The following is a 14,947-nucleotide window of genomic DNA, read 5'->3' as shown; positions in this document are numbered from 1 at the left end:
ATGGCATTTATCCTATTTTAATCTTAGTTAGTAAACTACAACGTTTTAGTTAATAAAAAAAATCGTTTTATGATGAAAACATCTGGTAAATAAGGCAAAAAATGAGTGTTTATTTTTGTGTAGAAGGCTTTACTGTAATAAAATTTGGTAAGGCATTGGCATCTTCTTCTTCTATTTTTTCTTGTGGAACGACTTCTTCTTTTTCTTTCTTTTTAAAGAAGTTTTGAAGTAATTCTTTAAAGGTATCAAAATCGACATTATAAGAAAGTCCGATACCTTGAGTATACCCTATCTCATCACCAAAATTTCTAATGCTATTTTCCCTGTTAAACACTTTTGCTGTTAGTGTGCCATCTTCGTTTAATAGAAAATCAATTTCTACATCTCCTGCAATAACAGTTTCGGTGGCTCCTGCTCCACTTACCGGCACCCCAACTTTACCGTTTATAAGTACTCGGTCGCTAATTTGTGTTTGTAAAGTAACTCCAACTCTGTCTCCGGTTTGATATTCCGGTCTATTTTCGCCTGCTTCGTAATTTAAACCTATATTAAGCTTACTATCTTCATTAGAAAAAATATTACCAATAATACCATTTAATCTTTCTGTAATGGTACCAGAGACGTTAAAATCGCCCGCTCCTCTATTCTTAAAAGAACCTCCCGTTGCTAAAAAATATAATGCCTGATTTTGTCTATCATCATCAGATTCCAAACGGTATTGTAACTCGGACTTAATGGTTGAATTCACATTAGGGAACTGGAAACTAAAATCTGGATCGGGTTGCTCTAAATCGCCTTTTAGACTAATATTTAATTCAACAGGAATGCTTCTGTTAATGGGGTTATCTAATAATGGTGAAGGGTTAGCTTGTGTTTTATAAATAGCATTCATATCCATTAAGGCATTTAACGGATCGCCATTCCATGCCAATGTCCCCCCTGGTTGTACAATAAATTCTTTTCGAATTATGCCTCCATAAGCAAAATTATAAACACCTTCAAACACAGAGAAATCTCCCCACATTTTAAATTTACCATTCGTATTAATTTCAACTAATAAACCACCTCTACCACGTCCTTTTAATGAATGTCCTGTACTTTTATCTATAATAATTTCAACTTCTGCTTCTTCGGTAAGGTCTAAATCAAAATCTAACTCCAAGCCTTTAATCTCATTAAAAACAACTTCTTCCCCTTTTTGTCTGGCTTCTTTTTCTTCTTTTGTTATAAAATGGATAAATGTATTATCTCCAAAAGATTCGGCATCGTTAAGTGGTATCTTAAATACGGTACCTCGTTTGGTTTCTCCAACTACGTCTATAACCAACTGTTCTGTAGGGCCAAATATTTTTGCTCTTCCTTCTATAAAACCAGTGCCATAGTATAAAACATCTTCAGCTTCTTTTGTGTCTAGCACCAACAGTCGAGGTGTTTTTATATCTAAATCTAAATTCCACTTAGAAAAGTTTAAATGGCTTAACGACCCATTGAGTTCTCCTTTTGAATTAAATTTAGTATCTCTTAATTGAATCTTGTTAAAAATAAAACTTTGCTTTTTTAAGGTAACTGATGCCTTGTCCTGAAAACTATAATCGACATTAAGATATGGAATACCTAATCCCGAATTATTTAAAGTTAAACTTCCATTGATATCTGGATGATTAATATTCCCTATTACATTTACATCGCCTGTGGCCTCTCCCCTTATATTCGTTAAAACGTCTTCTAATAATGGGTTTAAAGGCACCAAATTAAAATTATTGAAATCCAGATTTACATTTATTTTAGATTGTTTACCTATCACACTAATATTTCCTTTTGCTTTAAAAGATTCTGAAATATCATTTTTAATAGTAGCGTCTAATTTATAGTTAGTAAGTGTTTCATTTCCTGTAATATTAGCATCAAAAGAACCTAATAAGAAATTATTCACTTTTAAGTGGTCTATAACAATTTTAGAGGTTGGTAAATAATTTCCATTTTTTTGAAATATATTCAGTTCACCGTTTACATTTCCAGCCAAAGCCAAGCTATCTATATCCGGTGTTATTTTTACTAAATCTACATTTTTAAAGTTTAATTTTAAATCCTTTTCTGTTGAGTCTCTTATAAAACCAGAGACTTTAATTTCTTCGTTTTTATTATTAATCTTTAATTTATCAATATCAAAATCTGTTAAGTCTTTATTGAATGAAATTTTATTAAATCTGTCTTTATTTTCATTAATAAACCATTTATTATTTTTAATAGTGACATCCGATTTTTTAAAGCCTATAACAGATTTATTTTCTTCGTTAATGGTATGATAAAAACTTAAATTAAAACTATCATTATTACGCTTACCTCCTTTAAATTCGGAACGCATAAACAAGGTATCATTTACTGTAACATTAATTAAATTGAATTTAGAAACATTATAATGTTTTGTTTTTAAGCTATCAACTTCCAGATAGGTATTGAAAAGTGGATTACTGTTATCTACTTGTAATTCTATATTATTGGCAAAATTGTCCAGTAATCTAATTTTTGGCGATTTAAACGTGAGTTTGAAATTTTCTTCATCACTTTCAACACGCCCACGTATAAATGTATTTTTACCGAGCTCTATTTCTGGATAAACGACTTCTATAATCTTATTATAAATTTTAAAATTAAAATCTATACCTTGATTTGTTGCTACTTCGTGCGGAACATAATTGGTATAAATGTGTCCTAACGAATTTTCGAATAATTTCCCTAAATCTTTAAATACAAAACGCCCTTTTAAATCCCCTTCTATAATATCTGGGGAATTAAATTCAATAAATCGGGTATCATTCTCAAATCGCGAAAACACCTCAAATTTATTAAAATAGTAATTATCATTTTGGTTTTTGTAGGATGTGTTACTAAAAGAAATTTTACCATAAGCATCATCAAAGTCGCTGGCATTCATATTCATTTTTACCCTACTTTTAAAAATGGATATGCTGTCTTTCTTTACAAAGTTTAGTACTTTTAAATTGGCATAGCCAACATTAGCCTCAAAATCATATTTTTTTACAGCTTCAGAAAAATCAATTAGTCCTGCGAAGTTTAATTTTAAATTTTTATCATTTACATTAAGGTTTCCATCAAAAATTTTGTTTCTAACGTTTCCGGCAACTTTTAAACCTTTATAATTATAATCATTATATGTAACTTCGAAAACATCTCCTTTTACCTGAGTGTTAATAGTTTCTGTGATAAACCCTTTACCGTTTACATCAAAATTTAAAGAGCCATTTCCAACCGAAGGATCATCAAGAAAGGTTCCAAAATCAAATTGCTCAAAAACAATATTTCCTTTGTATGAAGCATTATCAATATCATCAATCCTTGCTATTTCTAAATTAGAATCGACAAAACCCAATTCTGTAATTATTTCAACATCTGCTATAACTTTAGAAGTCGTTACTTGTGAATTCCCAATAATTATAAACATGCCCAACCTATCAAACGATGTGGGTATAGAGGCTCCTAAAACATTCGGTAGTAAAGCTTTTAAGTCTTTATATGTTGAAGACAGGTTTCTAAAACTTCCATTCATATAGAAATTGTCTTTCTCCTTGTTAAATAGATTTTTAAAGTTTATATCACCGTAAACTCTTGTATTTCTATTCGTATTCAGTTTTAAGTTTGATACTTTTAAATCGTTTAAAGTACCTGATATATTGGCATTAAACTTAGCAGATTGATTGTTACCAAACTCATCATAAAACACGTTAAGTTCGTCTAACAATACGTTAGAGTCTTTAAAACTTGCAGAAACCAAAACTTTATCTGTAAAGAATTGTAAATCTTCTCTTTTATAAGAAAACTTTAGGTCGCCTTTTAAAATAGAATGCGGTGTTTTTACTTCTAGATTGGCAAAGGTCATATCCTTTAGCGTATATGCAAAATCTGTCATTAGATTTTCCATAGCCAAACCACGACTATCTAAAAGAGATAATGTGTTAATTCTTGCACTTACATCACTTCCTTTTATTAAAAAATTGGTCGCATTAATATTTAAATTTCTAAAATGGAGAACTTCTGTAGTTTCTTTATTTCCATCAGATAGCCTAAAAATGCTATTATAAATAGATACATCGCTCGAGGATAGTAAAAAGCTACCATCTCCTTTCTTTGGATTGTTTCCTTCTAGCTTTGCCACAAAAACATCCAAATTGGTATCCATAGTACCCTTATATGTTTTTATATTGAAAACTAAACCTATAATATCTATATCTCCAAACTCTAACTTGCCTTTGGATAAGTTGCCGTAATTTAAAATAGATGTATTTAATTCGGTAATGCTTATAAGGGTATCTTTTCTGTAATCTTCAATGTAAATATTTTTAAGCTCTACATCACCATTTAGCTGTAAACCAATTTTCTCGATGTTTATATTAGTCCCAAAATCTTTATTTATCCTTTTTGTTGCATAATTACCTAAACTGGTTTGCACTATGGGAATAGCAAGTATAAGCATCAAAATGATGAAAAGCAGCAAAATAATGCCTACTATTTTTGACCCTATTTTTAAGATTTTTTTGATGTCCTTGTAAATTATAATTTAAAATAAGAATACCCTATTTTTGTACTTACGAATAAAAACTTTGGTTAGATTTTTATTTTGTTTCAAAATTAACAATTATTGTGCCTAATATTTACTAATGTCCTCACAAAATATTTATATTCTGGGAATTGAGTCATCCTGCGATGATACTGCCGCTTCTGTAATACACAACGGAAAAATTTTAAGCAACGTTATAGCGAGTCAAAAAATACATGAAGAATTTGGTGGTGTGGTTCCAGAATTAGCATCCAGAGCACACCAACAAAACATTGTTCCTGTGGTACATCAAGCCTTGAAAAAGGCAGGTATCACTAAAGATCAACTCCATGCTATTGCTTTTACTCGTGGTCCGGGTTTAATGGGGTCGTTATTAGTAGGGACTTCGTTTGCAAAGTCTTTAGCTTACGGATTAAATATCCCATTAATTGATGTTAACCACATGCAAGCACATATCTTGGCTCATTTTATAGATGAGGAAGGTTTTGAGAAACCATCGTTTCCTTTTATTGCTATGACTATTTCTGGCGGACATACACAAATTGTTGAAGTGAAAAGCTATTTTGACATGACAGTTATTGGTGAAACCATTGATGATGCCGTTGGGGAGGCTTATGATAAAAGCGGAAAAATACTTGGTTTGGGATATCCTGCTGGACCTGAAATTGATAAACGAGCACAGCAAGGGAACCCAAAAGCATTCCCGTTTACAAAACCAAAAGTAGATGGCTTAAACTTTAGTTTTTCTGGTTTAAAAACGGCTATTCTTTATTTTGTACAACGCGAAGTAAAAGCGAATCCTAATTTTGTTGAAGAAAACCTAAATGATATTTGTGCTTCTATACAATATACTATAATCGGTATTCTTATTGATAAACTAAAACGGGCTTCTAAACAAACTGGGATTAAACATATTGCTATTGGTGGTGGGGTTTCTGCAAATTCTGGAATACGTCAAGCTTTAAAAGATGGGGAGCAAAAATTTGGCTGGACGACTTATGTACCTAAATTCGAATTTACTACCGATAATGCTGCCATGATAGCTATAGTTGGATATTTAAAGTATTTGGAAGGTAATTTTGCTGAACAGAGTGTTACGGCTTCGGCTAGGCTTAAGATTTAGTGGCGGTCACAGTGATCAGTAATCAGTGTTCAGTATTATTTAAAAATTGTAAATCATCAATCGTAAATTGTAAATCATTTTTATCTTCGCTTTATGCAATTATTTTACAATCCGGATATTACAGATAGTACAAAACAATTTTCTTTTCCTAAAGACGAAAGCAAGCATATTGTTAAAGTATTACGAAAAAATGTTGGAGACACATTATATATTACTAATGGTAATGGTTGGTTATTTACTGCCGAAATCACTATACCTAATATTAATAAGTGCATGGCTGTTGTTATAGCTAAATCGTTACAGACAAAAAGAGATTATCATCTACACTTAGCCGTAGCACCAACAAAAATGAACGATCGCTATGAGTGGTTTCTGGAAAAAGCAACCGAAATTGGCATCGATAGCATTACACCTATTATTTGTGATCGTAGTGAACGAAAAGTTATTAAGCCGGAGCGTTTCGAGCGTATTTTGCAATCGGCTATGAAACAATCTTTAAACTGCTACTTACCAAAATTAAACGATGCTATTTCTTTTAAATCTTTTTTAAAACAGGATTTTAGCGGCAATCTATTTATCGCTCATTGTGAAAAAACCGATAGAAAGTCATTAAAACATACCCTAAAACCAAAACAAAACATTACTATTTTAATTGGTCCTGAAGGCGATTTTTCTGTTAAAGAAATAAAAATGGCTATTGAGACTAATTTTATTCCTGTAACTTTGGGTGAAACCAGATTACGAACAGAAACCGCTGCTATGGTAGCTTGTCATTCTGTAGCTTTTATAAACGAATAATATGAAGATTTATTTATCTTTTTTCTTTGCCCTTTTTTCTTTACTCTTAACTGCTCAAGATTTAGCTATTTTGAAGTATAAAGGTGGTGGCGATTGGTATGGTAATCCCACTGCATTACCAAACTTAATTACTTTTTGTAATCAAAATATAAACACTAAAATAGCACCAAAACCACAAACTGTAGAAGTTGGTAGTACTGATATTTTTCAATTCCCATTATTACATATGACGGGACATGGTAATGTGTTTTTTAGTGAAACTGATGCCGAAAACTTAAGAAATTATTTAATATCCGGTGGTTTTTTGCACATAGACGACAACTACGGCATGCAACCTTATATTACCAAAGAACTTAAAAAGGTATTCCCCAATAAAGATTTGGTTGAACTCTCTGTAAACCATAAAATATTTAATGATCCTTATAAATTCCCGAAAGGCTTGCCTAAAATTCATGAACATGATGGTAAACGCCCTCAGGCTTTTGGAATTTTCCAGGAAGACCGACTTGTATTATTGTTTACGTATGAAAGTGATTTAGGTGATGGCTGGGAAGATACCGAAGTGCATAATGATCCGGCGGATGTTAGGGATAAAGCGCTTAAAATGGGGGCGAATATTGTTAAATATGCTTTTGAAAATTAAGTCCTATATACTATGAAATTAAGTTACTATTGTAGCTCTTGTAAAAAAGAGAATTATTTAAAAACATCTGCACCAGACAGGTATGCCTTTTTAGTAGAATATGGTAAAAATGAAATTAATGAACGCTGTAAACATTGTGGAAATCACACAAAAAAAGACATTAATAGGTTACATGCAGAACCTAATTATATGATTATAATAGGAGGTATTGTTCTTGCTATTATCATTACAATTTTCCTATGGGATTTTGGCTTAGTTAGTACAATAAGCGGCACTATTCCAATAGGGATATGGGTTGATCAAAATAAAAAAACAAGCTTATTCAATAGGTCAAGAGTAAGATGATTAGAATAATATAATGAAGGATCTTTTAATAGCTCTAGTTGAATTTATTTTTTATACTGATTCTGATGAAGAAATAACGTCAAAAGAAATAGGTATTATAGTTTTAAAAATTATAATATTTCTATTAGTTCTTTCAATTATAATTTGGTTATTGTTAAAATACAAAGTAAAATTTGATGAATACTGAAAATATCTCACGCTAAGGCACAAAGACGCAAAGAAGCTACAACTATTACTGATTACCACTGAATACTGAATACTGAATACTAAGCAAAAATGCAACTAACCCATTACACTACAAACTTTACAAAGCGTACTTTTCCTATTACTTTAGTTTGTGATAATGTAACGAATGCGCCTAATATTGGAAGTTTGTTTAGGGTTTCTGATGCTTTTGGGATTGAAAAACTCATCCTTTGTGGTGATCAGATTCCGCTTGGACGAAAAATGACTAAAACCTCAAGAGCCACTGAAAAAGCTGTTGAGTTTGAAGTTGTCGAGTCTGCTTCAGATGTTGTTGAGAATTTAAAAAGCAGTGGGTATCAAATTATCTCGCTAGAAATTACAGATACTAGTAATCCTATCCATGAGTTTAAGTTTTCGACAGAAACTCCTATTGCTTTGGTTATTGGTGATGAAAATTTTGGTGTATCTGAATCTATTTTAAGTCTGTCTGATGCTATTATTCATATCGATATGTTCGGACAAAACAGTAGTATGAATGTCGTACAAGCAACTAATATAGTGCTTTACGAAATTACCAAGCAACTTCTCTAATCTTTATTATGGGAGGCTCGATCTCTATAGGGTTTGGGGTGACGTGACAATCTTATAAATTGAAACAAAGTTCTAAAAAATAGATTCCTGTACTTTGCTCAAATGACAATACGATTGAGGCATATTTTTATTCTCATAACAAAAATGAGAATGCGATTTCTCTCTTTCGTTCGAAATGACTAGATTTACTATTAATTTTTTTCAATTGAATTCTAACACTATATCAAACGGTATTTTAAAGGCTTTAGCCATTATTCTAGGTATAGCATTGGTGCTATACTTTTTATATCAAATACAATCGGTTATTGGTTACATTGCTATTGCAGTAGTTATTTCATTAATAGGAAGGCCTATTGTACTGTTCCTAGAACATCGATTAAAGTTTAAAAACACCATTGCTGTTATTGTTACTATGGTTGTTCTTTTAGGATTATTTTTAGGTCTGGTAGGCTTATTTATCCCACTGGTAATAAAACAAGGGCAAAATCTATCGCTATTAAACATTGATGAGTTACAAATTAATATCGAAAATTTATATGCTGAAATTATTAATTATTTCAATTTACATCATATAGATCTGGAACAGTCTATTAAAGAATCTGATCTTTTATCTAAAATAGATTATTCTCTTATTCCTAACTTTTTAAACTCGGTAGTTAGTGGTCTTGGAAGTTTTAGCATTGGTTTATTTTCTGTGCTTTTTATTTCTTTTTTCTTTTTAAAAGACAGTCGATTATTTGAAAATGGCATCTTAACATTTATACCAGACAATAAAGAATCTCGTTGGAAAAATTCATCTACTAAAATTAAAGATTTACTTTCCAGGTACTTTGTGGGGCTCATTTTTCAAATATTTATACTATTCATTATTTACACCATTGGCTTGCTTATTATCGGAGTTGAAAATGCCATAGTTATAGCCTTTTTATGTGCCTTATTAAACCTTATTCCCTATGTTGGCCCATTGGTTGGAGCACTTTTAATGATTACATTAACCATGACAAGCAACCTCGGGGAGAGTTTTAGCGATGTTATTTTACCAAAAACATTTTGGGTATTTATTGTGTTTGCAATCGGTCAATTGGTTGATAATTTTGGGAGTCAACCTATCATTTTTTCAAAAAGTGTGAAATCGCATCCATTAGAAATATTCTTAGTAATCTTAATTACTGGGATTCTATTTGGAGTTATTGGCTTAATAATCGCGGTTCCGGCATACACTGCTATAAAAGTAATCTTAAAAGAGTTTTTGTCTGAAAATAAAATTGTAAAAAAACTCACTAAAGACTTATAATATTTCTATTTGAATTCGTCTATTTTAAATATTGAAGTTCAAGAATTTATAGATAGTCATTTAAATTCTAATGTGACTTCGTTGCTCCTAAAAGGTATTCCATTTACTTCTATTGAAGCGAAAGACATTATTGAACAGATTGAAGCAAAAAAACGTTGCGAAAAGAAGCTCCCCACATGGTTTCGGTGTAAAAACATATACTATCCCAACAAGTTAAATATTGAGCAAACATCTTCTGAAATAACGGCGCAGTATAAATCAAATTTAATTCAAGGAGAATCCATTATAGATATAACTGGTGGTTTTGGGGTCGATTGTTATTATTTTTCAAAAGTTTTTAAAACAGTGACACACTGTGAAATTGATAACAGTCTATCGAATATAGTAACCCATAATTACCAACAATTGGAAATTCACCATATAGAACCAAAAAATGAGGATGGTATTTCTTATTTAGAAACTTCCGGAAAACACTTTGATTGGATTTATGTCGACCCTTCCAGAAGACACGACAGCAAAGGCAAAGTCTTTTTTTTAAATGATTGTCTACCTAACATCCTGCAACATATTGATTTGCTATTTAATCACTCTAAAAATATCCTTATTAAAACGTCACCGCTACTTGATATTTCTGTTGGCATCAATGAATTAAAACACGTAAAAACAATTCATATTATTGCTATAAATAATGAAGTAAAAGAGTTACTATGGGTTTTAGAAAATGGTTTTGAAGGTGCAATAAATATAGATACAGTAAATATTAAAAAAGCCGCAAAAGAATTCTTTAATTTTTCAATAGAGACTGAAAAAAATTCAGAAGTAAAATACAATCAACCACTCTCCTATTTATACGAACCCAATAGTGCTATTTTAAAGGCAGGAGCCTTCAATGCTATTGCTAAAAAGCTTAGTGTTTTTAAATTACATCAACACTCTCATTTATACACTAGTGACACATGTATTGATTTTCCGGGAAGGTGTTTTAAAATTGAAAATATTGTCCCTTATAATAAGAAAGAAATTAAAAAGCTATCTATAAAAAAAGCAAATATTACGACACGTAATTTCCATGAAACTGTTCAACAAATACGTAAAAAGTTCAATATAAAAGACGGAGGTGATTACTATATATTCTTTACAACAGATTTAAACAATATAAAAACAGTCATTGTTTGTAGTAAATAGCTGTTTTTTCTATCCTGAATACATAGGAACTATTAATCGGTATTAATGCAATCCTGAAACATACTTTTTCATTACCGTATAAGCTTATGTTCAATATTAACAAAAATCAAGACCTCGGCTTATTAAGCCCCCTGTCGTACATTATTATACTACCTGCTACAGACACATTTAAGCTTAATTGCGATTTAAATTTTACTAAAAAATGAGATTTTTCGATAGCTTGTTTAGAAAGTCCATGATCTTCGGCTCCCAATAAATAAACACATCGTCTTGGGTGATGGAAACTTTCTAAATCCTCAGCCTTTTCATCAAGCTCTACGCCAACCAATCTTGTCCCTTTTGGGAGGTTTTTAAAAAACTCGTCAAACGTTTCATAATGGAAATAGGGCATCGATTTAACGGCATTGTGAGTATCGCATGCCTGTTTTGCGTAACGATTGCCTATAGTAAAAATAAAGCTTGCTCCTAAATTTTGGGCCGAACGCCACAATACACCTAAATTTTCGGGAGTTTTACCGTTTTGAATTCCGATACCAAAAAACTCATTCGTAAAATTATCATTCATAATAGCACAAAAATAGAAAACATTAAAAATTAAAAAACTATTCTTTTGACTTACTCAATGCATTTTAGTTTGTCAATAAAAAACTCTTTATAATCTATATCTGTAATTATGTGTGAAGATTTTGTTCCTTTAAATTTTATGGATTTAATAGGAGATTTTTTTAAGCTCGACATTTTCGAACTCGGTAATCTGCCTTTAAAACTAAATTCGTCTCTACAATCTACATCCCAAGAGTGATATAAGGTTATTACTTGATTATTTTCAAGCTGGACTCTAACAGAGGATCTACTATTAGACAGGTAGCTGGCACAACCTAAATTCTCCGATAAATTCAAAAAGACATCTACATTTCTACCTTGTCTATACAATTCTATTGTTAAATCTTCATGAACCTTATATGGTTCGGTTCTTTTAATTTTTACTTTGTAAAATTCATCATATTCGTTTATTAGATAATGACAAGTATTTCGAAATTTAGCTTTTTCAGCAATCGCTTCGGCTTCCTGTGCTTTCTTTTTGGCAGCTTCTACTTTGGCGATGGAATCTTGTTTTCTCCTTTCTATTTCTAATGTTCGCTTTCTTGCAGCAGCGGCAGCTTCTTGTACTCGCTTTTTTTCGGCTTCTATTTTAGAGAGGGAATCTAGCCTTCTTTTCTGTAGTGCCAACACCCTTTTTCTTGCGGCTGCCTCATATGCCCCTGTTTTCTTTTTTTCTATTTCTACTTTAGCGATAGAATCTTGTCTTCTTTTTTCTAACTCTATGGCCCTTTTTCTTGCTGCCTTTTCTGCTACTTCTTGTGCCTTCTTTTTTACTGCCTCTACTTTAATAATAGAATCTTGCCTTTTTTTCTCTAGTTTTATTGCTTCTTTTTCGGCCTTCTTTTTGACAACTTCTGCTTTAGCAATAGAATCCTGTTTTCGCTTCTCTATTTCTAATGCTCGTTTTCTTGCGATTTTCGCTTCCTGTGCTTTCTTTTTTGTTATTTCTACTTTAACAATAGAATCGTATTTTTTTCTTTCAATTTCTAATACTCGTTTTCTTTCGGCTTCGGCTTCTTCTACCCTTTTTTTAGAGGCCTCTACCTTAGCAATGGAATCTCGTTGTCGCTTCTCAATTTCTAATGCCCGCTTTCTTGCTGCTTCGATTTCCGCTGCTTTCTTCTTGGCTGCCTCTGCTTTGGCAATAGAATCCTGTTGTATCCTTTTTATTTCTATAGCTCTTTTCCTTGCGGCTTCAATTTCTTCTGCCCTTTTTTTAGCAGCTTCTACCTTAGCAATGGAATCTTGTTTTCTTTTTTCTATTTCTAATGCCCGCTTTCTTGCTGCTTCGACTTCCGCTGCTTTCTTCTTTGCTGCCTCTGCTTTGGCAATAGAATCCTGTTGTATCCTTTTTATTTCTATAGCTCTTTTTCTTGCGGCTTCAATTTCTTCTGCCCTTTTTTTAGCAGCCTTTACCTTAGCAATGGAATCTTGTTTTCTCTTTTCTATTTCTAATGCCCGCTTTCTTGCAGCTTCGATTTCTTCTGCCCTTTTTTTAGCGGCCTCTACCTTAGCAATAGAATCTCGTTGCCGCTTCTCAATTTCTAATGCCCGTTTTCTTGCTGCTTCGGCTTCTGCTGCTTTCTTCTTTGCTGCCTCTACTTTGGCTATAGAATCTTGTTTTCTCTTTTCTTTTTCTAAGGCTTTTTTTCTTGCAGCTTCCTGTATCGCTTCTAAAGCTCTCTTTTTTGCATTTTCAATTTCAGCTATGGAATCTTCTCTTTTTTTTACAATCTCCTGTATTCTCTTTCTTCTGTTTTCTTTTTCTGCAATCGCTTTAAGTCTTTCTTTCTCTTGGTTTTCGAAGTATAGATCCATCATTCGCTCAGTAACCTCTAGAAATTCAACATTTACATACCCCTCCCATTCTTTATATTTTACTTTATAGGTATCTCTACCTAAATAGCCCGTTACTATACATTTTTCATTTTCCTTAAATGTTGCTATAGGCTTTGAAAGCTCATTAAAATTTTCATATAAATGACCTTCCTCAAGAAACTTCGTAGGGATTGATATGTCTTCTTGCGCAAAGACACTCTTTGATACTATAAGACAAACTAATAATATATATATTCTCATATAATGCAACGTGTGAACACGTAAATATAATATCCAATTAAAAAAATAGCTAAAAATAGGAGAACAAATATAAGCTTTGTTAAACTTAATAAGTTTATGAATAAAAAGTGTTATTATTTTTAATAGAAGAGTGGAAACCTACAATGATTTTATCTTGTGCTAAACTATACTTTTTTAAGTTATGTGCCAATCCCTTCTTCTGCTAAGAGCAGTACCACTTGGTGGAAGATCTTTTTTTAATGTTCTTGAAGGCGCTTACCTCTAAAATCATTTATCGTGTTATGGTCTGGCTTGCTCTGACCACTGAGCTACATAAAGTGGATACAGCTATTATGAACAATATAATGAGGTTGCACATTGCTGATTTTTGAACCGAAATTCAACAGGTTCATGTATTGGTATTATTTTTTAATCTTTGCTTTTTTTAACGCTACATGATATATAATCTTGCATATACGCTATTAAATGCTTGCGCACATTATACTTCATCGGTATTTCAAAACGAGAAAACCAACCAGACCTTACACTAGATTTTACCATATCGAACTCCTCTGCTACTTTTTCAAAAAAGTCCTCTCTGTCAGATTTATTTATTTGACTAAAAAGTTGCTTAATACTGTCTATTTCGTTAATACCACTCATATTGTTTTTTATGTTTTGGATGTTTTTATCTGTGAGCATACAGGCTTGCCTAAATTTATTTGTGGGTGTACACCTGCGATATTTTTAGCAGGCAGCTTACGCCCGATAGGTCGTGTAAAAGCATTGATTGTAATAGGGTTTATATACAATATATCTACTGTTCCCTTTTCAAAAAAGCCGTTTGATATCCTATAAACGATTTTATTTTCTTGATACGTGAGGCTTTCCATCTACTACTGTTTTACCTGTTATTTGATTTCATTTGTTGTTTTACAAGATTTTACAACATATATTTGTTGTAAAATCACAAACAAATTCGTTACAAATGTACGAGTATTTTTACTCTTTTACAAAATAACAAGAGTAATTTTACCCTCTGAGTAAACAAAAAACATTCCACACTTAAAATAATTAATTGTTTTTCAGCATGTTGAATATAAAAAAGGAAAGAGAAAAATTAAACATGACTCAAAAAGAGTTAGCCAAATTACTTGGTGTAACTAGAAAAACTATAGTAAATTATGAAGGGGGCAGTAATATTCCAAAAAGTAAAGAGAAATTATTCACTAATTTATTGCGTAATTATACGCAACCAAAAATAGAACATGAAGTTAGTAACCCTCCCCGACCAGATTATAAAAAAATGGGGCAAAAAGAATTGGATTTTGTAACCGATGCCTTTAAGAACCGCTTTGGCGAATTAATGGAATATGATCCTTTTAGAAAAGAGTTTGTTTTTAGAGCTAATGAATGGATTGACAATATTAGAAAGTGATTTTTACTCTCCTTCAATCAATAAATATTTAATATTAGAATTATAACTATTTGCCTTACGCTTATTAGGCTGGATATTCTTTTCTGTTTTGTTACAGAATGTTTAAA

Annotated in this window: 13 protein-coding genes; 8 read left to right on the top strand and 5 right to left on the bottom strand. The window is 31.7% G+C overall.

Going from position 1 to position 14,947, the window contains the following annotated elements:
* Nucleotides 1-109: 109 nt before the first annotated feature.
* On the bottom strand, nt 110-4,492 hold the full coding sequence (locus Q4Q35_RS19905; RefSeq protein ID WP_303279785.1) for a translocation/assembly module TamB domain-containing protein: 4,383 nt from the start codon (nt 4,490-4,492) through the stop codon (nt 110-112).
* A 184-nt stretch (nt 4,493-4,676) separates the two neighbouring features.
* Here Q4Q35_RS19905 and tsaD point away from each other — a divergent pair, with 184 nt between their 5' ends.
* From tsaD to Q4Q35_RS19870, 7 genes are all read left to right on the top strand, one after another.
* Entirely contained in the window at nt 4,677-5,699 is a 1,023-nt protein-coding gene (tsaD, locus tag Q4Q35_RS19900; RefSeq protein WP_303279784.1) for a tRNA (adenosine(37)-N6)-threonylcarbamoyltransferase complex transferase subunit TsaD, read from the top strand.
* A 93-nt stretch (nt 5,700-5,792) separates the two neighbouring features.
* Entirely contained in the window at nt 5,793-6,497 is a 705-nt protein-coding gene (locus tag Q4Q35_RS19895; protein WP_303279783.1) for a 16S rRNA (uracil(1498)-N(3))-methyltransferase, read from the top strand.
* Between the two features lies 1 nt (nt 6,498).
* Nucleotides 6,499-7,140, top strand: a complete 642-nt coding sequence (locus Q4Q35_RS19890) for a DUF4159 domain-containing protein (RefSeq protein WP_303279782.1) — start codon at nt 6,499-6,501, stop codon at nt 7,138-7,140.
* 12 nt (nt 7,141-7,152) lie between these two features.
* The gene (locus tag Q4Q35_RS19885; RefSeq protein WP_303279781.1) at nt 7,153-7,485 is read left to right on the top strand and encodes a hypothetical protein; all 333 of its coding nucleotides are present in this window, start codon (nt 7,153-7,155) and stop codon (nt 7,483-7,485) included.
* 276 nt (nt 7,486-7,761) lie between these two features.
* Nucleotides 7,762-8,262: a TrmH family RNA methyltransferase gene (locus Q4Q35_RS19880; RefSeq protein WP_303279780.1), complete on the top strand. Its 501-nt coding sequence runs from the start codon at nt 7,762-7,764 to the stop codon at nt 8,260-8,262.
* 205 nt (nt 8,263-8,467) lie between these two features.
* Nucleotides 8,468-9,556, top strand: a complete 1,089-nt coding sequence (locus Q4Q35_RS19875; protein WP_303279779.1) for an AI-2E family transporter — start codon at nt 8,468-8,470, stop codon at nt 9,554-9,556.
* Nucleotides 9,557-9,565: 9 nt separating this feature from the next.
* Complete coding sequence (locus Q4Q35_RS19870; RefSeq protein WP_303279778.1) at nt 9,566-10,741, top strand: THUMP-like domain-containing protein; 1,176 nt, start codon at nt 9,566-9,568, stop codon at nt 10,739-10,741.
* A gap of 106 nt (nt 10,742-10,847) precedes the next feature.
* Here the strand turns inward: Q4Q35_RS19870 and Q4Q35_RS19865 are convergent, their stop codons facing one another.
* The 4 genes from Q4Q35_RS19865 to Q4Q35_RS19850 form a co-directional block, all read right to left on the bottom strand.
* Complete coding sequence (locus Q4Q35_RS19865; protein ID WP_303279777.1) at nt 10,848-11,306, bottom strand: RNA methyltransferase; 459 nt, start codon at nt 11,304-11,306, stop codon at nt 10,848-10,850.
* Between the two features lie 50 nt (nt 11,307-11,356).
* Complete coding sequence (locus tag Q4Q35_RS19860) at nt 11,357-13,423, bottom strand: hypothetical protein (protein WP_303279776.1); 2,067 nt, start codon at nt 13,421-13,423, stop codon at nt 11,357-11,359.
* A gap of 408 nt (nt 13,424-13,831) precedes the next feature.
* Nucleotides 13,832-14,104: a hypothetical protein gene (locus Q4Q35_RS19855; protein ID WP_303279775.1), complete on the bottom strand. Its 273-nt coding sequence runs from the start codon at nt 14,102-14,104 to the stop codon at nt 13,832-13,834.
* The gene (locus Q4Q35_RS19850) at nt 14,074-14,295 is read right to left on the bottom strand and encodes a hypothetical protein (RefSeq protein WP_303279774.1); all 222 of its coding nucleotides are present in this window, start codon (nt 14,293-14,295) and stop codon (nt 14,074-14,076) included. Before Q4Q35_RS19850 ends, Q4Q35_RS19855 begins: the two co-directional genes overlap by 31 nt.
* Nucleotides 14,296-14,492: 197 nt before the next feature.
* Between Q4Q35_RS19850 and Q4Q35_RS19845 the strand changes: the two genes are divergently transcribed.
* Nucleotides 14,493-14,840, top strand: a complete 348-nt coding sequence (locus Q4Q35_RS19845) for a helix-turn-helix transcriptional regulator (RefSeq protein WP_303279773.1) — start codon at nt 14,493-14,495, stop codon at nt 14,838-14,840.
* Nucleotides 14,841-14,947: the final 107 nt, after the last annotated feature.

The sequence above is a fragment of the Flavivirga aquimarina genome, from assembly GCF_030540835.1.
GTDB lineage: Bacteria > Bacteroidota > Bacteroidia > Flavobacteriales > Flavobacteriaceae > Flavivirga > Flavivirga aquimarina.
This window is presented reverse-complemented; position numbering and strand designations above follow the sequence as displayed.